We start from the raw sequence: 20785 nt of genomic DNA on the forward strand, positions 1-20785 counted from the left end.
CGCCGGGAACGCGCGACGCCGGCGGACGCTACCTCGCCCTCTTGTCGCTCGGCGCGCTCGGCGTCGTCTACGGCGACCTCGGCACCAGTCCCCTATACGCGTTCCGCGAGTCGTTCCACGGGCACGCACTTGCCGCCGACCAGGCCAACGTGCTGGGCGTGCTGTCACTCATCGCTTGGTCGCTGATCGTCGTGGTGTCGGTCAAGTACCTCACCTTCGTCATGCGCGCCGACAACCACGGCGAGGGCGGCATCCTCATCCTCACGGCGCTCGTCACCCCCGTGAACGCCCGCCGCGGCGGCGGGCGCTGGTTCCTGATCATGCTGGGGCTGTTCGGCGCGGCGCTGCTGTATGGCGACGGCATGATCACCCCCGCCATCACCGTCCTCTCGGCCGTGGAGGGCCTGAGCGTCGCCACGAGCGTGTTCGACCCGTACGTCGTGCCCCTCACCGTCGCCATCCTCGTCGCCATCTTCGCCATGCAGCGCCTCGGCTCCGGCGGGGTGGGGAGGATCTTCGGCCCCGTCATGCTCGTCTGGTTCCTCACGCTGGCGGTCCTGGGCGTCAACCAGGTCGCGCGCGAACCGGGCGTGCTGGCCGCCCTCAACCCCGTTCACGGAGTCGCCTTCTTCGTCCACAACGGTTGGGCCGGGTTCTTGGTCCTCGGCTCGGTGGTCCTGGTCCTCACGGGCGCCGAGGCGCTGTACGCCGACATGGGCCACTTCGGCAAGCGCTCCATCCGCCTCGCCTGGTACGCGGTCGTGTTGCCGGCGGTGCTGCTCAACTACTTCGGGCAGGGCGCCCTGATGCTCGCCGACCCGAGCGCGGCCGGCAACCCCTTCTACCGGCTGGCGCCCGGGTGGGCGCTCTACCCCCTGGTCGTCGTGGCCACCCTGGCGGCGGTGATAGCCTCCCAGTCCCTCATCTCCGGCGCCTTCTCCCTCGCCATGCAGTCGGTGCAGCTTGGTTATAGCCCACGCCTCGACATCAGGCACACGTCGGCCGACGAGCGGGGGCAGGTCTACTCCCCCACCGTCAACTGGGCGCTGATGCTCGCCTGCATCGCGCTGGTGCTGGCGTTCCGCTCCTCCAGCAACCTGGCGGCCGCCTACGGCGTGGCCGTCACGGCGACCATGCTCATCACCACCGCCCTCTTCTACGTCGTGGCCCGCGAGCGCTTCGGGTGGCCGCGCCGCTTGGCCGTCCCCATCGTCGGGCTGTTCCTGCTGATCGACCTGGCGTTCTTCGGCGCCAACCTGCTCAAGGTCCCCGCCGGCGGCTGGGTCCCCCTCGTCGTCGCGGCCGCGATCTTCACGGTCATGACCACCTGGCGCCGGGGCCGGCAGATCGTGGCGCAGCGCCTGGCCGACAAGCGCGTCCCCGCCGCCGCGTTGATCGAGCGGCTCGCCACGGACCCGCCGCACCGCGTGCCCGGGACCGGCATCTACATGTCCGGCAACCCCTTCTTCGCCCCGCCCGCCCTCCTCCACAACCTCGAGCACAACAAGGTGCTGCACGAGCGGGTCCTCCTCGTGGCGGTCGAGACGGAGGAGCTGCCCCGGTTGCCGCGCAAGGAGCGGCGCGAGGTGACGGCGCTCGGCCACGGCGTCCACCAGGTTGTCCTCCACTTCGGGTTCATGCAGAACCCGCACGTCCCTCACGAACTGACGAACCTGGAACTCGACGGCGGACGGTTCGACCCGCGCGCCGCGACCTACTTCCTCGGCCGCGAGACCCTCCTGCCCACGAAGAACCGGGGCATGGCGCTATGGCGCGAGGCGCTCTTCGCGTTCCTGGCGCGCAACGCGCAGTCGGCGACCGCGTTCTTCGACATCCCAAGCGACCGGGTGGTCGAGATCGGCTCGCAGGTGGAGCTGTGAGGCGCACGCTCGAGCCGGCGCGGCGTCCGGCGATGGGGATCCGAGCCCGCGCCTACTTCTGCTTGGTGAGGGACACGGTGCCGCGGCTGAGGTTGCCGCACGCCGGCGAGCCACCGACCGGCTCGTAGCTTCCGCTCATCGACTCCTGCGACCGCGCCAACATCAGCCGGTAGGAGCAACCGCCCGCCACGGCCGGGGTCAGGGTGACGTCGAGCAGGTCGCTCTCCTTGCCCACGAACAGCTGGCCCGTCCACGTGCCGCCCTCCTGCCGCGCAGCGTCGCCACCAACGACGGCAAGCCACGTGCCGGCGAGCGCGTACTCGGCCTGCTGGAGGGTTACCAGCAGGCTGCCCGCGCCGTTCGCCTCGTCCGTCACGGTCCCGCGCCAGGTGCCCGAGTAGTCGAAGTTGCCGACCTGCTGCTTCTTCCCGAGCCCGCAGCTAGTCAGTAGCAGCAGCCCTGCCACCGCCACGCTCAGCAGTCGAGCGGCGCGCCGGGTCCGGCGGTACGTGCCACGTTGAGCTGGTGTCATGGCGACCTCCTCGCTTGAGGCCAGCGTACAGGTTGGGGAGTGAGTCTTGGGGCAGCCCAAGCGAGTGGAACCGGAGCCCGCTATGTGGGGCGGTCGCTGGGCCTGGTGGAGGTCTATCGCCGCCAGGACGTCGGTTCCGTCGGGCGAGTGTATCGGCCACCGCCTGCAACTGTCGACCAGGGCACGTACTATCTCTGGCGACTCCGACTCTACCTTCCTAGAGAGTGCGACGTAGAGTTCCTGCAGAACCTGAACACTCACACAGCCGAGCCCGGCCTGCCACAGGCCCTCCACCAAGTGGCGGGCCACGTCACGTTTCTCGCCCGCCGTGCTGTCGTGGGCGTAGACGAGGACATCGGTGTCAACGAAGGCCCTAGCAGTCATGGAGGTCGTCGCGGGTCCAGTCGATGCGCCCGCCGGTACCGAGATCGAAGCCGACCTCTAGGTACTCCAACGCTCGCGAACGGGCCTTGGCGTAGCCCGTTTCCTCTTCGACCAGCTCGACCAGTTTGCTCGATACCAACGCAGAGATCGAGCTGTCGCGCTGCGCGGCGATCACCTTCACGTTCTTGTAGAGGTCCGCATCGAGCCTCAGTGTCAGGTTCCGGTGTTACATCTTGACCACCTCGCATGAAGCAAAGCCCGAAGGTGCGTGTGGCACCGTAATCGGTGCTCCCAATCAGCAGCCCTTCGTCGCAGCTGGGCGCACCTGGTGCAGACGTGACACTCCGCGACCGCCAACCCCATACAGACTGCCGACTGCGACCTAGCGCCATCGGGACGGAACGCCCGGGTTGCTTGCTCAGGGCAGCGCCGGCTCCACTTCGAACCTCAGAAGACCAGGACGAGCGCCAGCGCCAAGAGCGCGTACACGCCCACGCCGGCCCAGAACCGCCGCGGGTCCTCCTCTCGCCGGAACCGTCGCGCACCCGGCCCCCACTTGACGACGACGCTGCCCGTTACCACGCACGACACCGCGTAGAGCGCCAGGAGCACGCCGAGCAGGGCGAAAAGCTGTTTCACGTGCGGATGGTAGACCCCGCGCGCGCCGCAGGAAGTGGCTCATGCCGCACCAGGGAGGGCCCGCCACAGTTGGCCGGCGCTGACGCCCGCGCCGAGCGACGGGGGTTGCTACCATCGATCCATGGGCAGCGCCCCGTACGTGACCTTCGACCGCTTCCTCGATCACTGGGGCGGCGTCCGCTACGTGACCATCGAGACGCTGCGGTGTTTCGGTCCTGAGGACCTCGGGTATCGCCTCGTGCCCGAGTGGCGCACCGTAGCCGAGCTCTTCCACCACGTCGGCGCGCACCAGTACTTCGTCGCCAGGGGCGTGCTGTTGGGGAGATGGGACCCGCTGCCGGGCGAGCCCGATGCGGATTGGGACGCGCACCGCGCGGCCGCGTGTGACTCCGCGACGACGCTGGAGTCCTGGTTGGTGGAAGCGCAGGCGAAGATGGCGGCCTGGGCCGGGAGCGCGGCGCCGGACCGGCTCGAGCGGATCGCCGATGACAACCCGTGGCACGAGGGCATGCGGGGGTGGTTGCTCCTGCACCACGCGTACCAAGACGAGCTACACCACCGCGGGCAGCTCTACGCGGTCGCCCGCCTGCTGGGCCGCACCCCGCCCGTCGTCTACGCGGAGGAGCACGAGGAGTACTGGCTGCCACGGAAGGGGCGGTAGGTCGGCGGGACGCGCGGAACCGCTCGGACCGCACCCATGGGCGTGGAGCCAGGCAAGATGATCACGGCGTACGGCTGTACTCTGGAGCTACCGAAGCAAGCGAGACAACGGAGCCGCGGCCCCTGGCGCCAAGCCACTCGACGTGGTTCGGAAGGATGGGGAAGGTGAGGGAGAAGCCGACGGTCGCAGCGAGTCGCGCCAGGAAGACGGCGCGTCGCCGAACCACCGTCCTCGCGCGAAGCCATCGACCGACCTGGTTCGGCGTCCTGGCGGCCGTGCTGTTGGCACCGGCCTTCCTGGCGCCACCGGTGCATGCCGCCGCGCCCAACGACCCCGCCGGACCGGGACCCGTGACGTCCACCATGATCGTCTCGGCCGCCTCGAGCCTCACCGAGGCGTTCGAGGAGCTGGCGGCGGAGTTCGAGCGCCTACACCCGGGAGTGCGGGTCGAGCTCAACCTCGGTGGCTCGAGCACGCTCGCCACGCAGGTGCTGAACGGCGCTCCGGTCGACGTTCTCGCCAGCGCCGACAGCCTCCAGATGGCGCGCGTGGAAGGCGCCGGCTTGGTCTCGGGGGCTCCCAGGGTGTTCGCGGCAAACGTCCTCGTGGCCATCACGCCGGCCGGGTCGAGCTTGACGGACCTGGCCGACCTGGCCGCGCCCGGCGTGCGGCTCGTGCTGGCCGGACCGGAGGTCCCGGCGGGTCGCTACGCCCGCGAGTGGCTCGGTGCTCTCGATCCCATCTTCGGTGTCGGCTTCGCTGCGAAGGCGCTCGCCAACCTGGTCTCGGAAGAGACCAACGTGCGCCAGGTGGCCGCCAAGGTCGAGCTCGGTGAGGCGGACGCGGCCATCGTGTACGCCACCGACGTCCGCGTCCTGGCGGGCGTGCGCGTGCTGCCAACGGCCGGCCTGCCCGAGATGCGCACGGAGTACCTACTGGCGGCGCTCGCCACCGGTGACGCGGCTCGTTCGGCGCTCGCCGAGGAGTTCGTGGCGCTCGTGCTCTCGCCGCAGGGCGAGGCGGCGCTGACCGCCCGCGGCTTCGCGGCGCCCTGACATGCCGCGCGGACCCCGGCGGAGACCCAGCGCGACCCTGGCCGGTCGTCCGTTCAGTCCGCTGGTGGTGGCCGCGACCATCGTCTTCGGCGCGCTTGTGCTGCTGCCGGTCCTCGCCATAGTCACGCGGGCGCTGGGACCGGGCACCCTCGCCCGCTTCCTGAGCCCTGGAGGCATGGAGGCGCTCCGCCTGAGCCTCCTCACGACCTCCATCTCGCTGGGTCTCACCGTCTTGCTGGGCACTCCCACCGCGTTGGTGCTGGCGCGCGGCCGGTTCCGCGGCCTGCGGCTGTTCGACGCGGTCGTCGACCTCCCCATCGTCCTGCCGCCGGTGGTGGCGGGCGTCGGGCTCCTGCTCGTGTTCGGCAGTTCCGGCTGGCTCGGCGCCCCGCTCCGGCAGCTCGGTGTGCGGCTGCCGTTCACCACCGCCGCCGTCGTGCTCGCGCAGCTCTTCGTGGCGAGCCCGTACTACGTCCGCGCGCTCAAGGCGGGCTTCCGCGCCGTGCCCGAACGGCTGGAGGCCGTGTCGCTGACCCTCGGCAAGGGTCGCGCCGAGACGTTCTGGCGCGTGACCTTCCCCCTCGCTCTCCCCCACCTCGTGGAGGGCGCGGTCATGGCGTGGGCCCGCGCGCTGGGCGAGTTCGGCGCCACCATCGTCTTCGCGGGCAGCCTCGCGGGGCGCACGCGCACCCTGCCCCTCGCCATCTACGCGGCCCTGGAGCGCGACCTTGACAGCGCCACCACGCTGGCGGCGCTCCTGGCCGGCACCGCGTTCGTCATCCTGATCGTCTTCCGGGCCGCGCTGCGCCGCCCCGTGGAAGCCGGGAGGGCGCCGTGAGCGACCCGGCGGTTCTCGACCTGGGTTTGGAGCTGTCCCTACCGGGGTTCGCGGCGCGCGTGCGGTTGCGGAGCCGGAGCCGCCGCACCGCCCTGTTCGGGAGATCGGGCTCCGGCAAGACGCTCCTCCTCGAGGTGTTGGCCGGGCTCCGGCGGCCCGATTCGGGGTACGTGAGGGTCCTGGGCGAGACGTTCTTCGACCGCGCCGCGCGCGTCGACGTGACCCCCGCGGCCCGGCGCGTCGGTTACGTCCCGCAGGCGTACGACCTGTTCCCTCACATGAGCGCCGCCGCCAACGTCGGTTACGGCGTCCGCGGGCCGAAGCGGGAGCGCGTGCGTGAGCTACTCCGCCTCGTCGACCTGGAGAACGCGGCCCACAGGAGGCCGCACGAGCTGTCCGGCGGGGAGCGGCAACGCGTGGCGGTGGCTCGAGCGCTCGGCGCGGAGCCACGCCTCTTGCTGCTCGACGAGCCGTTCTCGGCGCTCGACGACCACGTGAGGCGCGGCCTTCGCGCGTCCCTCGCCGAGCTCCTGACCGAGCTTGCCACGCCCGTGGTGCTCGTTACGCACGACATGGAGGAGGCCACGCGCTTGGCCGACGAGATCGTGGTGCTGGAGCGGGGCGCCGCCATCCAGGTGGGGACGGCGGACGACGTGCTGCGCAGGCCGGCCACGGCCGGGGTGGCCGACCTGGTCGGCATGACGAACCGACTGACGGGCCCCGTCCTCGAGGCCACGGACCGCTCGGTGCTCGTGCGGTGGGGCACGAGCCCCATGGCAGCCGCGGCCCGCACCGGCGTGCGCGCCGGCGCCACCGTCACCCTGGGCCTGAGGCCGGAGGCGCTACGCGTCCTCGGGCCGGCCGGGAACGGCGCGGCCGAGGGCCGGGCCGGACCGCCGCCCAACCAGCAGGCGTTCGAGGCGACGGTCGAGCGTCTCGAGCGCGAGGGGCTCTACTGGCTCCTCCTCGCGCGCGGACCCGACGGCACGCGGCTCGTCTCCAAGTACCTGGGTCCGCACGGCGCCGGGCTCGACGCGGATTGGACGCCGACGCCCGGTGAGCGCGTGCTGCTAGCGGCCGACACCGACGCCCTATGGCCACTCGTCGAAGAAGGCCACCTCGGAGAGGGGTAGGCGTTCGCGGGGCCTGGCGTCCTTGGCCCGCGTCCTCTCGTCGAGCAGAGCGGGATCGCCCCGGATCCCGATGGCGACCATGACCGTGACCTCGAACCCCTCGGGAACGCCCACGGCCGCGCGCGCACCGGCGTTGTCGAAGCCGTCGAAGGGGTGCGCCACGAGCCCGTCCTGCGTGGCCTGGGTGACGAGGTTGCCGAGCGCGAGGCCCGCCTCGAGGAGAGCCAGCCGGTTGGGCTTCGGCGGCTTGGTCGGGTGTTCGTGCCAGGTCCTGACGGCCACGACGATCAGGTACCTGGCGGCCTTCGCCCAGGCGTTGCCCGGCGTGAGCGTGGCGGCGAGGCGTTCGAACGGCCCGGTGCCCCTTACCGCCACCACGAACCGCCACGGCTGCCCGTTGCCCGCCGAGGGCGCCCAGCGCGCGGCCTCGAGGGCCCGCACGAGGAGGGGCACCGGCACGGGCGTGTCGGCCAGCGCCCGCCAGGCGCGGCGCTCCGTGATGGCAGCGAGAACGTCGCCATGCGGGTCGGTAGAAGGCGCCGTCGGCTCGGAGGCCTCGGGCCCGGCCACCACTGGCGCGGGAACCGCCGGCCCGGCACCGATGCCGACCGGCTCCGCCAGCCACTCGAAGCGGACTCGCGTCCCGGCCCTGTGGGGTTCCTCCCCCGGCTCGAGCCTTACGAGGGCGTTCGCCACGGCGGCCCCGAACAGGTCGGCGCTCCCCTTGGTGCGGACCGGGGTGACGGCCCAGCCCGACTCGTCCCGCGCCACCAGGCAAGGTTGGAACAGGGTGCGCCTCCCGCCCACGCGGAACTCCTCCGCTAGCCGGCCCGTGTCGCCCGCCGGCGCCGGATCGAGCCCCACCATGCCGCGGATGGCGGCGCGCACGTACCTGTGGAAGCCGAGGTGGCTGGCCATGGGGTTGCCCGGCAACCCGAAGACCAGCTGGTTGCCCCTGGTGGCGAAGAGGAGGGGATGGCCGGGCTTCTGCTCGACCTTGTGGAACACGACTTCGGCGCCCCAAGCGGCCAGCGCGCCCGGCACGAGGTCGTAGCGGCCGGCCGAGACGCCGCCGGACAGCACCACGACGTCGTGGTCGCCGGCCGCCACGAGGGCGCCCACTATGGCGAGGCGGTCGTCCCTCACGTGTTCGTGAACGGCGGTCACCACGCCGGCGGCGCGGGCCATGGCGAGGATCATCGGGCCGTTGGAGCCCCTGATCTCCGTCGGACCCGGTTCCGCGCCCGAGGGCACGACCTCGTCCCCGGTCGTGATGACCGCGAGGGACGGCGCCCGGTTGACGAGCACGCGCCGTGCGCCGACGCTCTCCAGCACGGCGAGCCGCAACGGAGTGATCTCGACCCCGGCCCGGAGCACCACGGCCCCGGCGTGTCGTTCGGAGCCGGCACCGGCGATGTTCTGCCCGGCGACCACGCCGGCGGGCACGGTCATGCCGTCCTCGGCCGCCGACGCCTCCTCCACGGGCACGACCGCCTGCGTCCCGGCGGGGCACGGGGCCCCGGTCATCACCGCCACGGCGGTGCCCCCTTCGAGCGCCCCCGCGGCGCGCGCGCCGGCCGCCACCTCGCCGACGACGGGAACGCGCCTGCCCGCGTCGGCGACGGTCACCGCGAAGCCGTCCATCATCGCGCGGTCGAACGGCGGGTAGGCGCGGTCGCTGACGACGTCCTCCGCTAGCACGGAGCCGACGGCCGACGCGGTCGCCACGCTCCTCACACCCAGCCGACCGGCTGCGGCCAGCACCAGCTCGAGCGCGCGGTCGGGTCCGACGTGCGTGGCCGGCGCCCGTGCTAACGTTCGGGCACCGGCGCCAACGGCCATATCAGCTCGATCTCGCATCTACATCCCTTCTTCCCGGAACCGGGCGCCACCGGAACGCTTTCGGCGCCCGCGGTTCGCTCTCGGGGGCGCAGCGGAGGACGGAGTGCCAGCCAGAGCTCCTGCGGCACGCCTCGTGGTAGACGCAGACCAGCGCATCGTGGAGTTCGACCACGGCGCCGAGGTCCTCCTCTGCTTCCCGCGGGAGAGGGCGCTCGGGCGGCTCTGCTACGAGGTCGTGCGGGGCGGCGACCGGGCCGGCTCCCCCGTGTGTGGGCCGGGTTGCCCGGGTCTGGCGGCGCTGCGGGGCGGCAAGCTCCGCGCGGCGGTGGACCTGCACGTGCCAGCGCACGGCCGGCCCGAGCGTCTCGCCTGCCGACTGACCGCCCTGCCGGAGGAGGCGGGCGGCGCGGTCGTCTCGCTCACGCCGCGGGGCAGCAGGGGCGGCGACCAGCGGTCGGTCGCTCCCGGGCCGGGGAGCATGACCGACGACCTGGCCGCACTCGCCACCGTCATGAGCGCGCTCGCCGGCTCTCCGGTCGAAGACGGGCTCCAGCACGCCCTCGAGCTCGTCCGCGAGGCAACGGGCGCCGACGTGGCCGAGCTCTTCCTCACCGAACCGAGCGGCCGAGGCTTGGTCCTGACCTGCCACGCCGGCACCTTCAGGCAGGCGTTCACCGAGGAGCTGCGCTTCGGCCTGGGCGAGGGCTTCCCCGGCCGCGTGCTGGCGAGCGGTGCCCCGCTCTTCAGCAGGTCGTTGCAGGACGACGACCGCTACCTGCGCGAACGCGTCAAGGAGGCCGGCTTCACGGCCTACGCGTGCGCTCCCCTCCACCACGCCGGCAAGGTGGTCGGGTCCATCGGCGTCGCCTCCCGCGCGGCGGACCCGGCCGCGCTCGAACACGCCGAGGCCTTCCTCCGCCTCGTCGGCGCCCCGATCGGGACGGCGGTGCAGGCCGCTTTCAGCCAACAGCTCGCCGCCACCGCCAACGTCCCGGCCAACACGGCACCCGGCGAGGCGCTCGTGCTGCTGCTCGAGCAGATGATCGCCGCCGCCGACGCCGACGCGGGCGAGGTGCGTCTGCTTCCCGTCGACCAGGGAAGCCCGCCCGGTGGCGGGGCCAACCTCGGCGCCGAGGCGCCGGCCTGTCTGCCGCTTCGCACCGGCCGGCTCACCGACTGTCCCGTGCTCGGCGAGGGTCACGGCGTCCTGCGCTGCGGCCGGCCCGCCTCGTGGCCAACGCAGTGCCGAGCGGGGCGCGCGTCCGCCGGTCACCGCATGTGCGTGCCGCTCGAGGAGGCCGGCGCGCCCATAGGCGTCGTGAGCCTCTGGCAACGGCACGCCGTCCCGCTGCCGAGCAAGGACCTGGTGAAGGTCGAGACGTTGGCCGTCGCGGCCGGGCGCCTCGCGGCGCAGGTTAGGGCCGCCAAGCGCGTGGGTCACCCCGGTCACCCCGAGAAGGGCGAGCCCGCGCCTGCGCTCGTGGGCGGCGGCTCTCAGCAGCCCGGAGCCACCCTCGGTGCCGGCGTCGCGCAAGGTGCGCCACGCGTGCACGTCAGGTGCTTCGGGCCGTTCCGGGTCTGGCTCGACGGCGCCGCCCTCCTCCCCCAAGACTTCGGGAGGCGCAAGGCCCTCACGCTCCTCAAGGTCCTCATCGCGAACCACGGGAGGACCGTCGCCGGCGACGCGCTCATCGAGGCGCTGTGGCCGGGCGCGAACCCGGCCACCAAGACGAGCCAGCTTCACGTGCTGGTGCACGTGCTGCGCAAGCTCCTCGAAGCAGAGGAATCCGCGCCCGCGTCGGGCGCCGCGCTCGTCGTCACGGAGGGTGACGGCTACGCCTTCGTGGGCTCCGGCGCCTGGATAGACAAGGCGGAGTTCCGGACCTTGGCCGCGGCGGCCGTGCGGGCGCGGTCGGCCGGTAGGGCCGAGGAGGCGATAGCCGCCGGTGAGGCCGCGGTGGCGCTGTACCGGGGCGACTTCATGGAGGACGAACCCTACGCCGACTGGTGTTGGCAGGAACGCGAGACGCTGCGAGAGACGTGCCTCGAGGTGGCGGGCCTCCTCGCCGGGCTGCTCGGCGCCCGGTCTGGTTGGGAGCGCGCCGTGCGCCACCTGCGCCTGGCCCTCAGGCTCGACCCGCTGCGGGAGGCGCTCCACCGCGACCTCATGCACGCGCTGTGGGCGGGCGGGAGGCGCGACGAGGCGCTGCACCAGTTCATCCTCTGCGAGGAACTCCTCGCGCGCGAGCTCGGCGTGGGGCCGTTGCCCGAGACCGTCAGGCTCGCCGACCGGATCCGCGAACTGCCCGGGCCCGGTTGAGCGTCGCCGCGCCGCGAGGCGCGTGCTCCCCATCACGGCTCAGGCCGGGCGGGCGCCCGCGGCCTGCCGCACGCCCGCGGCGAGCACGGCCCGCGCCATGCCGATGAACACGACGACCCAGGCGGCCGACGCCACCACGAGGCCCACCCGCGGCACGACGCGAAGGAACTCGAGGTCGAGCGCCTGGCTGAGGCGCGACGTCGCCAGCGTGTACATGGCGAGCGGGAAGACGGCGCCCCAGTAGCTGACGTCGTAGCGCCAGGGGAACCGCCTGGCCACGTGGCGCCAGGCGCCCAGCGTGAGCAGCATGGGGATCCACCAGGTGCCCGTTGCCCAGAACAGGACGGTCACGCCGGCAACGAACGCGTGCAGCGGCCCGAGCAGCGGCGACGCCCCACCGCTGGTGAGCAGCAGGGTCGCGCCGGCCAGCGTGGAGATGGCCATGGCGCCCATGTTGATCCAGTAGGGCGGCGAGAGGTCGCTGGGCGCGAGCGGCAGGAACGTGTAGCGGTAGAAGATCAGCGAGATCATCCAGACGTAGAGCATCCCGCCGAACAGCAGGAGCGACAGCGCGAGGAACTCGAACCCGAGCCTGGCGGCCGGCCCCAAGCGCGGCGCCAGGAGGGCGCTCAGCACCGAGACGGACTGGGTGGCCACGACCGCGAGGAGCCACGCTCCCGAGAGGCCCTCCTCCAGCGGCGGCTTCCCGTCCTTGATCGTCAGCGCGGTGAAGACCGTGTACATGACGGCGGCCCACGTCGTGATCCCCACGGCCCAGAGCAGCCACGCCACGCCTGCCGGACCGCCCTCGACGAGGAGCTGGCTCCCGAGCGTGCAGGTGCCGGCCACCAACGTGAAGAAGCCGGGGCTCTTCAGGTGATCGCTCAGGTCGGCCATCACGTCGCGCGGGTAGCGCGCGACGCGCCACACCAGCAAGGCCAGTAGTACCGCGTACATGCCCACGTTCAGCCAGCCGAGGAGCGCGGCCAGGCGCGCCGCGCCCTGCGCGTGGGCGGCCACGCTGAGCGCGGCGGTCGCCATCACCGTCGCGAACGACGAGGGCGGGAGGTTCCTTACGGGATGACCTCCCGCTCGAGGAACGCGACTATCGACCAGATCTGGTCAGGCGGCAGCGCGCCGAAGGCGGGCATCGCCTGGCCCGTATCGCCCTTGATGCCGGTCGCTATGCGGTAATAGAGCTGCACCGGGTCGCTGCCCGCCTTGATCCTGCCCGCGGCCAGGTTCGCCGGCCTCACGGCCAGGGTGGCCGCCGCCGGGCCGTCGCCCCGGCCGGCCTCACCGTGGCACGCGCTGCACATGGTGGCGTACATCTGCTCGCCCTGACTCACGAGCGCCGTCGTGAAGGCCGGCGTCGGGCCCGGGTCGACCGGTGGTCCGGCGACCGGCCTGCCGACCCACATGTAGTCGATCACCTGGACGATGCTGTTCACTTGGGCGGCGCTCAGGAACCCGAAGCCCGGCATGCCGGCGACCGGGAGGCCGTGCCGTATCACGTGGGCCAGGTCCGCGTCAGAAGCCACGCCGTTCTGGGTGCTCACGAAGCGGAAGGCGCCCTGCGTGAGGTTGCGCGGGGGCACGGCGAAACTGTGGGAGTCCTTGCTCAGCACGTCTGCGTCGCCGTTCGGGCCGTGACACCTCGCGCACGAGCCGAGGTAGAGGTGGTAGCCAGGCAGGTCCGTCACCGACGGCTCTGGCTGCATGGCCGCGGCCTCGGCGCCCACGCTCATGGCCAGCCGCGGCAGGGCGGGGGTGCGGAGCAGGAAGCCGGTGGCCAACAGGAGCAGCAAGGCGGTCGTGACCGAGTACATGAGCATGGACGTGTCGGTCCTGAGCTTCCACTCGAAGCGCCGTTGGAACTTGCGCTTGGGCGTGCGCATCGACACGTAGGGGCGCACCATGTAGTTGACGGGCAAGGTCCACGCGTGCACCAGCTTCGTGAAGGGGAAGTACGCGAAGAGCGTCAGGGCGAAGAACACGTGCAGCTGCGTGTAGATGGGAGCGCCCTCCATGAGCTCGGGCTGCGGCTGGAAGCGGAAGACGCTGGCGAGCCATAGCCCAGCGTTGAAGGAGGCGCCCCAGATCCAGCGGGCAAGGGCCTGGTACAGCGCGAGGCCGATGATGACGATGAGGAAGACGTGCACGCCGTAGTCGTCGTGCTGGCTCATGGCGCGTACGTTCGGGACGGCGATGCGCCTCACGAGTGCGGTGACGGAACCCGCGAGCGCCATGAGGCCGCCCAGCGCCCCGATCCAGAAGAAGCCGACGACCCAGCTTCCGAGGCCGAGGACCGCCCCGACGATACCGATGGCGTGCCCCACGAGGAGGAGGACGATGCCCCAGTGCATGAGGAGCGAGGCCCACCCGAGGGAGGCGCGGGCGAAGATGCTGCTGGCGCGCGTCGTGTACTCGAACGGGCGCTTGCGCAGCCTGATGAAGGGCACGACGAAGAAGAGCGTGACGCAGATGTACGGGTAGACGGCCCACAGGAACGTGCTCACGGCGTGCCCCTCCCCGCCGCCCCCAGCCCTGGAAGCGGCTCGGCGTCCGGTTTGAACACCGGCAGGTCCCCCGGGATGGGGGCCGGCTGCCAGGCCGGTTCCGTCGCGCCCGCCAGGTCGTCCCTGACGAGCGCCTCGAGGGCGCGCGCCAGGTCGACGTACGGCGACTCGTACTTCGAGAGGCCCTCGGTCATCTTGGGCAGGGCCGGCAGCACGTGCTGTTCGAGGAGGCGCCTGCGCAGCCCGATGCCGTCACGCGCGCGCAGGCTCTCCGTGAGGGACAGGAACTCGGCCATGAGGGGCAGGAAGTCGGGGAGCTCGCGCTGCAGGGCGTCGAAGCCGAAGTGCCGGTAGGTGGCCTTCAGCTCGAGCATGTACGCGTTCCTGTCCGACACGCCGGCGCCCCTGCACGAGTTCGGTTCCTCGAAGAGGTAGGCGCCCAGGTAGAGGGGGCACGGCGGCGTCAGCTCGAGGACCGTCAGGTACTCGTCAGCGTCGCTGGCACGGGGCGCTGCGAGGAAGGCATCGATCAACCCGGTGGCCGGCCCCGAGTCACCGAGCGCGGCGCGCAGCTCCCTGATGGCGTCCTCGTCGCGGTCCTCCGGGTAGAGGAACAGCTCCGCGACGAGCATGTAGCCCGCGGCGCGGCTGCCGGGCGCGAGGGCGGGGGTGGGCGCGGCGACCGGTGTGGCCTGCGCGCTGGCGCCGCCAGCCGTCCCGGCGGGCGTCTGGGCGGGGGCGCCCATCAGTGCTCGACCCCTTCCTGCGCGCCGTGGAACGTGGTGCGCCGCTTGGGCCCCTTATCGGCGGTGAACTCCGCGAAGCCGGCGAAGCCGCGCTCGATGTAGGGCGTGCTGGCCGTCTTCTCCGTGTGGTTGGTCGGCACCACGAAGCGCTCGTGGTAGTGGGCGAGGGCCAGAAGCCGGTGCATGTGCACGGCGTCCTCGCGGCTGAGGCCCGCCACCGCGAGAACGCCCTCGTCGGCCACGCCCTCCACCCGCTCGGAGCGCCGGAAGCGCCGCACCGCGAGCTGCCTGGCGAGCGCCTTGCGGATCTCCTCCACGTTGCCGGCAGACAGGAGGCTGGCGAGGTACTCCATGGGGATGCGGAACTCGTCGAGCCCCGGGAAGAGCTGGCCGTCGCCGGTCATGTCGTAGGGGCCCTCGGCCGAGTCGGCCGTCGCCACCGGGCTCTCGGGCGGGATGTAGAAGAGGCTCGGCAGCGTGCGGAACTCGGGGTGGAGCGGCAGCGCGATCTCCCAGTCGACCACCATCTTGTATACGGGCGAGCGGCGGCACGCCTCCAGCCAGGTGTCGCTGACGCCGGCCTCGCGCGCCGCCCGGATGACCTCGGGGTCGTTCGGGTCGAGGATCAGGCTGCGGTGGAGACGGACGAGGTCCTCGTCGGGCGCGTTGGCCACCTCGGCGACGCGGTCCATGTCGTAGAGGATCGGGCCCATGTAGCGGATGCGGCCCGGGCACGCCACGAAACACGCCGGGGGCTGGCCCGTCTCGAGGCGGGGGTAGCAGAGGATGCACTTCTCCGACTTGCCGGTGCGCCAGTTGTAGTAGGTCTTCTTGTAGGGGCAGCCCGACACGCAGTAGCGCCAGGCGCGGCAGCGGTCCTGGTCGATCAGCACCACGCCGTCCTCCTCGCGCTTGTAAGCCGCGCCGGACGGGCACGAGCCCACGCAGGCCGGGTTGAGGCAATGGTTGCAGATGCGCGGGAGGTACATCATGAACGAGTCGCGGAACTTCAGGTAGGCGCTGCGCACCTCCGGCGAGAGGCTCTCGAGGTTTGGGTCCTCGGCGCCCGTGCCGCCCTCGTACAGGCCGGCCGCGTTGTCCTCCCAGTTGACCCCCCAGGTGATGTCCATGTCCTCCTGGCCCGTGATCTGCGACTTGGGCCTGGCGACGGGCTGCGAGTACTTGGTGGGCGTGGTCGAGTGCAGGTCCTCGTACGTGAACGTGAACGGGCCCTGGCCGTAGTACTCGTCCATCTGCGGCAGGACGGGGTTGTAGAAGAGGTTCAGCATGAGCCAGAAGCGCGAGGCCTGGTTGAGGGTGGGGTGGTCGCCGCCCTCGTTGCGCTTCCAGCCGCCCCGGTAGTGCTCCTGGTCCTCCCAGCGCTTGGGGTAACCGATCCCGGGCTTCGTCTCGACGTTGTTCCAGAACATGTACTCGGCGCCCTCGCGGTTGGTCCACACGTTCTTGCACGCGAGGGTGCACGTGTTGCAGCCGAGGCACTTGTCGAGGTTGAACACCATCGCCATCTGTTGCTTCACGCGCATGACGCTAGAGGCTCCTTCCGAGCTGTTCCTCGCGGTAGATGACCTTGCGGCCGCCGGCCTCGAGCGGCTTCTTGCGGATGAGGGCCACCTGGTCCCGCTCCGACGGGCTCGTGCCCTGGTAGTTGAGCCAGTAGGTGAAGTTGGCGTAGCCACCGACCATGGTGGCCGGGTTGAGCATGATGCGAGTTGGGGCGTTGTTGTTGCCGCCGCGCAGGTCGCTGACGCCGCGTTCGCGCGCGAGCGACGAGAAGGGCACGTTCACGTGGCGCTCCGAGGAGTGGTAGAAGATCGCCATGTCGCGCGGGATGGTGGCGCTCACCACGGCGCGCACCACGCTGATGCCGTTCTCGTTGTAGACCTCCACCCAGTCGTTGTCGTCCACGCCTATCTGCTTGGCGTCGTCGTCGTTGATCCAGATGACCTGGCCGCCGCGGAACATGTTGAGCATGTGCCAGGAGTCCCAGAACATGCTGTGGATGGACCACTTGCCGTGCGGGGTTATGTACCTGAAGGCCTTCACGCCCGGCTCGCGGATGTCGATCGGCGAGACGTCGCCGATCTTCACCATGTCGAGGGGCGGCTTGTAGGTGGGCATGTCCTCGCCCAGCTCGCGGAACATGCGGTGGTCGAAGTAGATCTCCTGGCGGCCGGAGAGCGTGTGCCACGGCTTGAGGGCCTCGACGTTCATCGTCCAGGGCGCGTAGGTCCTGCCCGCGCTCTCGATGGCCGACCAGTGCGGCGAGGTGATGGAGCGGCGCGGTTGCGACACGAGGTCGGGGTAGTGGTGGCGGACCTCGCGCTCAGGCTCGACGAGGTGCGCGAGCGGCACGCCCGTGCGCTCCTCGAGGCCCTTGAAGATGTGGTACGAGAGCTCGCCGTCTGCCTCGGGCGACAGGCGCAGGATGACCTCGGCCACCTGCCGCGCGTCCTCGAGGGACGGCAGGCCGTCCTTCTCACCCACCAGGTAGCTCTCCTTGAGCTCCTCCACGACCTCCTTGAGGTCCGTCTGGATGCCCTTGGCGCCGTAGCCGTCCGGCTCGACGACCTTGGGCCCGAGGGTCGTGTACCTGTCGAGGACCTTGGTGTAGTCGCGCCTGACCACCTTGACGTTCGGGAACGTCTTGCCGGGCACGGGCTCGCCGTCGCCCGCGTACCAGTCGACCAGCTCGCCCATCGGCTGCGCCATCTCGTCGGGCGTGTCGGTGGCGAGCGCCGTCAAGACGAGGTCCTCCACGGGTTCCGGCAGGTACGTCTTGGCCAGCTCGCTGACCTTGGCGGCCACGAGCTTGAAGGCCTCCCAGTCGTGCTTCGACTCGAAGGACGGGTCGTGGGCGGGCGTGAAGGGGTGGAAGAAGGAGTGGAGGTCGGTGCAGGTCAGGTCGTACTTCTCGTACCAGTGAGCCGTCGGCAACACGATGTCGGAGTAGTTGGCCGAGGAGTCCATGCGCAGGTTGACGTTGTAGACGAGGTCCAGCTTGCCGAGCGGGGCGCCCTCGTGCCACTCGATCTCGTCGATCAGGTCCTCCGACCGGTCGGACCCGAGAACGTTGTTGTGCGTTCCCAGCAGGTGCTTGAGGGCGTACTCGTGCCCCCGCATGGAGGTGCCGATGAGGTTGCCGCGGTAGATCCAGAGGACCTTGGGGTGGTTGGGCGGCGCGTCCACGTCGGCCAGGGCGAACTCGAGCTTGCGGTCCTTGAACTGCCGCGCCACCCAGCTCGCCACCTGCGCGTCCGTCTCGCACCCCGCCTCCCGCGCCTCGCGCAGGACGTCCATGGGGTTGCGCTTGTCGAACTGGGGTTGGAACGGCAGCCAGCCGTTGCGCACGGCCATCATGTTGAGGTCGGCCGGGTGGCGCGCCTTCTTGGGGTAGACCTTGGCGCGCGGCGCCCACAGCGGCTCGAGCGTCATGCCGTCGTAGCGCCACTGGTCCGTGTGGAAGTAGAAGTACGAGGTGGAGTTCGCCTGGCGCGAGGCCACGTCCCAGTCGGCGGCGCCGCCCAAGGTGCCGATCGCGGCGAACGGCCTGACCTTCTCGGTGCCCACGTAGTGGTTGAACCCGCCGCCGTTGCGGCCCATGCAGCCGGTCAGGATCCCCATGACGGCCTCGGCGCGGTAGATGAGCGACCCGCCGTGGAACCAGTGCAGGATCCCCGAGCCGGTGATGAACATGCACTTGCCCTTGGTCTTCTCGGCCGTGTCGGCCCACTCACGCGCGACGCGCAGCACCAGCTTGCGGTCCACGCCGGTCTCCTGCTCCTGCCAGGCGGGCGTGAACGGCTGGGTGGGGTCGTCGTAGTTCTCCGGGTAGGCGCCCGACAGGCCGCGGCGCACGCCGAACTGCGCCATCAGCAGGTCGTAGGCGGTCGTCACGCGGACGGGCCCCTCGCGCGTCTGGATCACGCGGCTGGGAACGCCGCGCAGGTGCTGCTCGGCCGGCTTGCCCTTGCCCTCGGTGGTGCCGAACTCGACGTTGAAGGTGTGGGTGAAGTCGGCGATGGCGACCGAGGCCTCCTCCCAGTCGCCATCCATGAGGGTCAGGGCCGGTTCGAACGTCTCGCCGGTGACGGCGTCTTCCTGCTTGAGGTTCCACCTGCCCGTGGTGTTCTCCTCCCACCTGAAGCCGAGCGAGCCGCCCGGCAACCTCACGTTGCCGTCCACGTCGAGGAGCGGTAGCTTCCAGTCGCCGTTCTCCTCGTCCGCGTAGGCGCTCAGGTCGGAGGCGCGGAGGAACCGGCCGCCCACGTAGTGCCCGTCCTCCTCGTCGAGCCTCACGAGGAACGGCAGGTTCGTGTACTGGCCCACGTACTGCCTGAAGTAGTCGGAGCGCCGGTCGTGGTGGAACTCCTGCAGGATCACGTGGATGCAGGCGAGGAGGTAGGCGGCGTCCGTGCCTGGCCTGACGGGGACCCAGAGGTCGGCGAACTTGGTGATGTCGGCGTAGTCGGGCGAGAGGTTGACTATCTTGCCGCCGTTGTACTTGTGCTCGGAGGCGAAGTGCGCGTCGGGGGTGCGGGTCATGGGGAGGTTCGAGCCCATGACGATCCAGTAGGCGCTCTGGTACCAGTCGGCCGATTCACCAACGTCGGTCTGGTCGCCCCAGATCATGGGCATGACGTGGGGGAGGTCGTGGTACCACTCGTAGAAGCTCAGCATGGTGCCGCCGAGCAGGTTGGCGAGTCGCTGGCCCGAGATGAAGCTGACCATGCTCATCGCCGGGATGGGCGAGAACGACGCGAGGTGATCGGCGCCGTACTCCTTGATGGTGTAGATCTTGGCCGCGGCGATGATCTCGGTGGCCTCGTCCCAGGTGGTGCGCCGCCAACCGGCCTTGCCGCGGGCCGATTGGTACGCCTTGGAGCGCTCCGGGTCCTCCACGATGGCCGCCCAGGCCTCCACCGGACCCTTGCCCGCCTTCCGTTCGGCTCGGTAGAAGTCGAGCAGCACGCCCCGCACGTAGGGGTACTTGGGCCTCACCGGGCTGTAGGGGTACCAGGAGGACGAGATGCCGCGCTGACAACCGCGCGGCTCGTAGTTGGGGGTGTGGTCGTTGATCTGGGGCCAGTCCGTCTTCTGGAGCTCCCAGGTGATCATGCCGTCCTTGACGAAGACCTCCCACGAGCACGAGCCGGAGCAGTTCACGCTGTGGCTCGTCCTGACGGTCTTGTCGTACGACCAGCGGCGGCGGTAGAAGTCCTCCCAGGCACGCGGCTCGTCGAGCACGCGGAACCACCGGGAGGCCCGCCGCGCGCTACCGTTGGCGCCGCTCGCAGGCGGCTGCTGGTCGGTCATGGCGCCACTCCCTCCGCGCTCGCGGCGACGGCCGGGCGCCGCGCCGACGCCGCGAGGTACTCCGCCTCGTAGGCGAGCCGGAACGCCTCGACGAAGGGCCTGAAGTCCCTGACCGTGCCGTAGATGGCCACGATGCCGCCGCGGCCGCGGTCGAACACGAGGTTGACGGCCTCAGTGCGGCCGACCGGGTGACGCCGCGCGATGCCGGCGTGGTCGACCCAGTCCTCGCGCAGGGCTTGGAGCGACGTGTACAGGAGCTCGCCACTCTTATGGACCTGCCACCACACGCGGAACTCCCAACCGTCATGGACCACGGCGCGCTGCACGGACTCGGCCGCGGGGTCGGCCGGGTCGATCTCCCACTGGAAGACGGGAAGGGGGCCGGTGTAATCGGGTTCCTGGGGGCCGAGCGGCTCGTCCGGCACCTCGGGTGCGCTCGACCCGGCGGCCTCGGAGCCGGGCCGCGGTGCGCCCGACACCCGGCCGGGCACCCGCCCGTCGGGGCCCAGGCGCTTGCTGGTGAGGCCGATGTCGCCGAGGAGCACGTCAGGCTGCGGGTCGACCCCGTCCTCGAGCATCTCGGCCTGCAGCGGGTTCATGCTGCCGATCCCGAGTAGCATCGACTTGTCGTCGTACGGGGCCTCCGTCTGCACCACGACCAGCGCGAAGCCGGCACCGTAGAGCACGTCGCGGATGCCGTCCTCCATGGCGCCGACCTTGACGGCGTTCGTGGTGTTCGGCGTGAAGGTGACGGTGACCGTCGATCCCTCGACGTCGATCTCCTTCACGAAACCGGCGCTGGTGATGTTGCGTGAGGTTCCCGGGTAGGGGACGTTGCGCAGCAGCTCCCGGACCTCGTTCGGCGTTGTACCGGTCATCCTGTCTCCTTCCGGCGCGTCCGC

General features: G+C 71.0%; 16 protein-coding genes. 6 read left to right on the forward strand and 10 right to left on the reverse strand.

Features of this window, described 5'->3' with window-relative positions; genetic code table 11:
* Nucleotides 1–41: 41 nt before the first annotated feature.
* Complete coding sequence (locus H3C53_07765; GenBank protein ID MBW7916559.1) at nt 42–1880, forward strand: potassium transporter Kup; 1839 nt, start codon at nt 42–44, stop codon at nt 1878–1880.
* Nucleotides 1881–1932: 52 nt separating this feature from the next.
* Here H3C53_07765 and H3C53_07770 read toward each other — a convergent pair whose 3' ends face one another.
* The 3 genes from H3C53_07770 to H3C53_07780 form a co-directional block, all read right to left on the reverse strand.
* Nucleotides 1933–2412 carry a hypothetical protein gene (locus tag H3C53_07770; protein ID MBW7916560.1) on the reverse strand — a complete coding sequence of 160 codons (480 nt, stop codon included), beginning with the start codon at nt 2410–2412 and terminating at the stop codon, nt 1933–1935.
* 373 nt (nt 2413–2785) lie between these two features.
* Nucleotides 2786–3013 carry a CopG family transcriptional regulator gene (locus tag H3C53_07775; GenBank protein ID MBW7916561.1) on the reverse strand — a complete coding sequence of 76 codons (228 nt, stop codon included), beginning with the start codon at nt 3011–3013 and terminating at the stop codon, nt 2786–2788.
* 230 nt (nt 3014–3243) lie between these two features.
* Nucleotides 3244–3435 (reverse strand): hypothetical protein, encoded by a 192-nt coding sequence (locus tag H3C53_07780; protein MBW7916562.1) that lies wholly within the window; start codon nt 3433–3435, stop codon nt 3244–3246.
* A 121-nt stretch (nt 3436–3556) separates the two neighbouring features.
* Here H3C53_07780 and H3C53_07785 point away from each other — a divergent pair, with 121 nt between their 5' ends.
* The 4 genes from H3C53_07785 (at nt 3557) to H3C53_07800 (ending at nt 7122) form a co-directional block, all read left to right on the forward strand.
* Nucleotides 3557–4096, forward strand: a complete 540-nt coding sequence (locus H3C53_07785; GenBank protein ID MBW7916563.1) for a DinB family protein — start codon at nt 3557–3559, stop codon at nt 4094–4096.
* Between the two features lie 275 nt (nt 4097–4371).
* On the forward strand, nt 4372–5151 hold the full coding sequence (modA, locus tag H3C53_07790) for a molybdate ABC transporter substrate-binding protein (GenBank protein MBW7916564.1): 780 nt from the start codon (nt 4372–4374) through the stop codon (nt 5149–5151).
* Nucleotide 5152: 1 nt separating this feature from the next.
* Nucleotides 5153–5989 (forward strand): molybdate ABC transporter permease subunit, encoded by an 837-nt coding sequence (gene modB, locus H3C53_07795; protein ID MBW7916565.1) that lies wholly within the window; start codon nt 5153–5155, stop codon nt 5987–5989.
* Entirely contained in the window at nt 5986–7122 is a 1137-nt protein-coding gene (locus H3C53_07800; protein MBW7916566.1) for an ABC transporter ATP-binding protein, read from the forward strand. The genes modB and H3C53_07800 overlap by 4 nt, the downstream gene beginning before the upstream one ends.
* On the opposite strand, the gene H3C53_07805 is transcribed toward H3C53_07800, so the two are convergent.
* The gene (locus tag H3C53_07805; GenBank protein MBW7916567.1) at nt 7081–8982 is read right to left on the reverse strand and encodes a nitroreductase family protein; all 1902 of its coding nucleotides are present in this window, start codon (nt 8980–8982) and stop codon (nt 7081–7083) included. The genes H3C53_07800 and H3C53_07805 overlap by 42 nt on opposite strands.
* A 115-nt stretch (nt 8983–9097) precedes the next feature.
* On the opposite strand from H3C53_07805, the gene H3C53_07810 reads away from it, so the two are divergent.
* A complete protein-coding gene (locus tag H3C53_07810; protein MBW7916568.1) occupies nt 9098–11284 on the forward strand; it encodes a GAF domain-containing protein in 2187 nt (728 codons plus the stop codon).
* Nucleotides 11285–11323: 39 nt separating this feature from the next.
* Here H3C53_07810 and H3C53_07815 read toward each other — a convergent pair whose 3' ends face one another.
* From H3C53_07815 to H3C53_07840, 6 genes are read right to left on the reverse strand one after another with little or no spacing between them, the layout of a single operon-like run.
* Nucleotides 11324–12325 (reverse strand): tellurite resistance/C4-dicarboxylate transporter family protein, encoded by a 1002-nt coding sequence (locus H3C53_07815; GenBank protein ID MBW7916569.1) that lies wholly within the window; start codon nt 12323–12325, stop codon nt 11324–11326.
* A gap of 32 nt (nt 12326–12357) precedes the next feature.
* Entirely contained in the window at nt 12358–13803 is a 1446-nt protein-coding gene (locus tag H3C53_07820; GenBank protein MBW7916570.1) for a respiratory nitrate reductase subunit gamma, read from the reverse strand.
* Nucleotides 13800–14549, reverse strand: coding sequence for a molecular chaperone TorD family protein (locus tag H3C53_07825; protein ID MBW7916571.1), 750 nt, complete (start codon nt 14547–14549; stop codon nt 13800–13802). The genes H3C53_07820 and H3C53_07825 overlap by 4 nt, the downstream gene beginning before the upstream one ends.
* Nucleotides 14549–16093, reverse strand: coding sequence for a nitrate reductase subunit beta (gene narH / locus H3C53_07830; GenBank protein ID MBW7916572.1), 1545 nt, complete (start codon nt 16091–16093; stop codon nt 14549–14551). The genes H3C53_07825 and narH overlap by 1 nt, the downstream gene beginning before the upstream one ends.
* 4 nt (nt 16094–16097) lie before the next feature.
* Entirely contained in the window at nt 16098–19883 is a 3786-nt protein-coding gene (locus H3C53_07835; GenBank protein ID MBW7916573.1) for a nitrate reductase subunit alpha, read from the reverse strand.
* Nucleotides 19880–20761: a DUF59 domain-containing protein gene (locus tag H3C53_07840; protein MBW7916574.1), complete on the reverse strand. Its 882-nt coding sequence runs from the start codon at nt 20759–20761 to the stop codon at nt 19880–19882. Before H3C53_07840 ends, H3C53_07835 begins: the two co-directional genes overlap by 4 nt.
* Between the last annotated feature and the right edge of the window lie 24 nt (nt 20762–20785).

The sequence above is a fragment of the Trueperaceae bacterium genome (assembly GCA_019454765.1).
GTDB lineage: Bacteria > Deinococcota > Deinococci > Deinococcales > Trueperaceae > JAAYYF01.

Bases quoted from the DNA above. Each gene is read 5' to 3' on its own strand.
- H3C53_07770 (MBW7916560.1), bottom strand. From the start codon at position 2,412: ATGACACCAGCTCAACGTGGCACGTACCGCCGGACCCGGCGCGCCGCT.
- H3C53_07785 (MBW7916563.1), top strand. From the start codon at position 3,557: ATGGGCAGCGCCCCGTACGTGACCTTCGACCGCTTCCTCGATCACTGG.
- modB (MBW7916565.1), top strand. From the start codon at position 5,153: ATGCCGCGCGGACCCCGGCGGAGACCCAGCGCGACCCTGGCCGGTCGT.
- H3C53_07805 (MBW7916567.1), bottom strand. From the start codon at position 8,982: ATGCGAGATCGAGCTGATATGGCCGTTGGCGCCGGTGCCCGAACGTTA.
- H3C53_07815 (MBW7916569.1), bottom strand. From the start codon at position 12,325: ATGGCGACCGCCGCGCTCAGCGTGGCCGCCCACGCGCAGGGCGCGGCG.
- H3C53_07825 (MBW7916571.1), bottom strand. From the start codon at position 14,549: ATGGGCGCCCCCGCCCAGACGCCCGCCGGGACGGCTGGCGGCGCCAGC.
- narH (MBW7916572.1), bottom strand. From the start codon at position 16,093: ATGCGCGTGAAGCAACAGATGGCGATGGTGTTCAACCTCGACAAGTGC.
- H3C53_07835 (MBW7916573.1), bottom strand. From the start codon at position 19,883: ATGACCGACCAGCAGCCGCCTGCGAGCGGCGCCAACGGTAGCGCGCGG.
- H3C53_07840 (MBW7916574.1), bottom strand. From the start codon at position 20,761: ATGACCGGTACAACGCCGAACGAGGTCCGGGAGCTGCTGCGCAACGTC.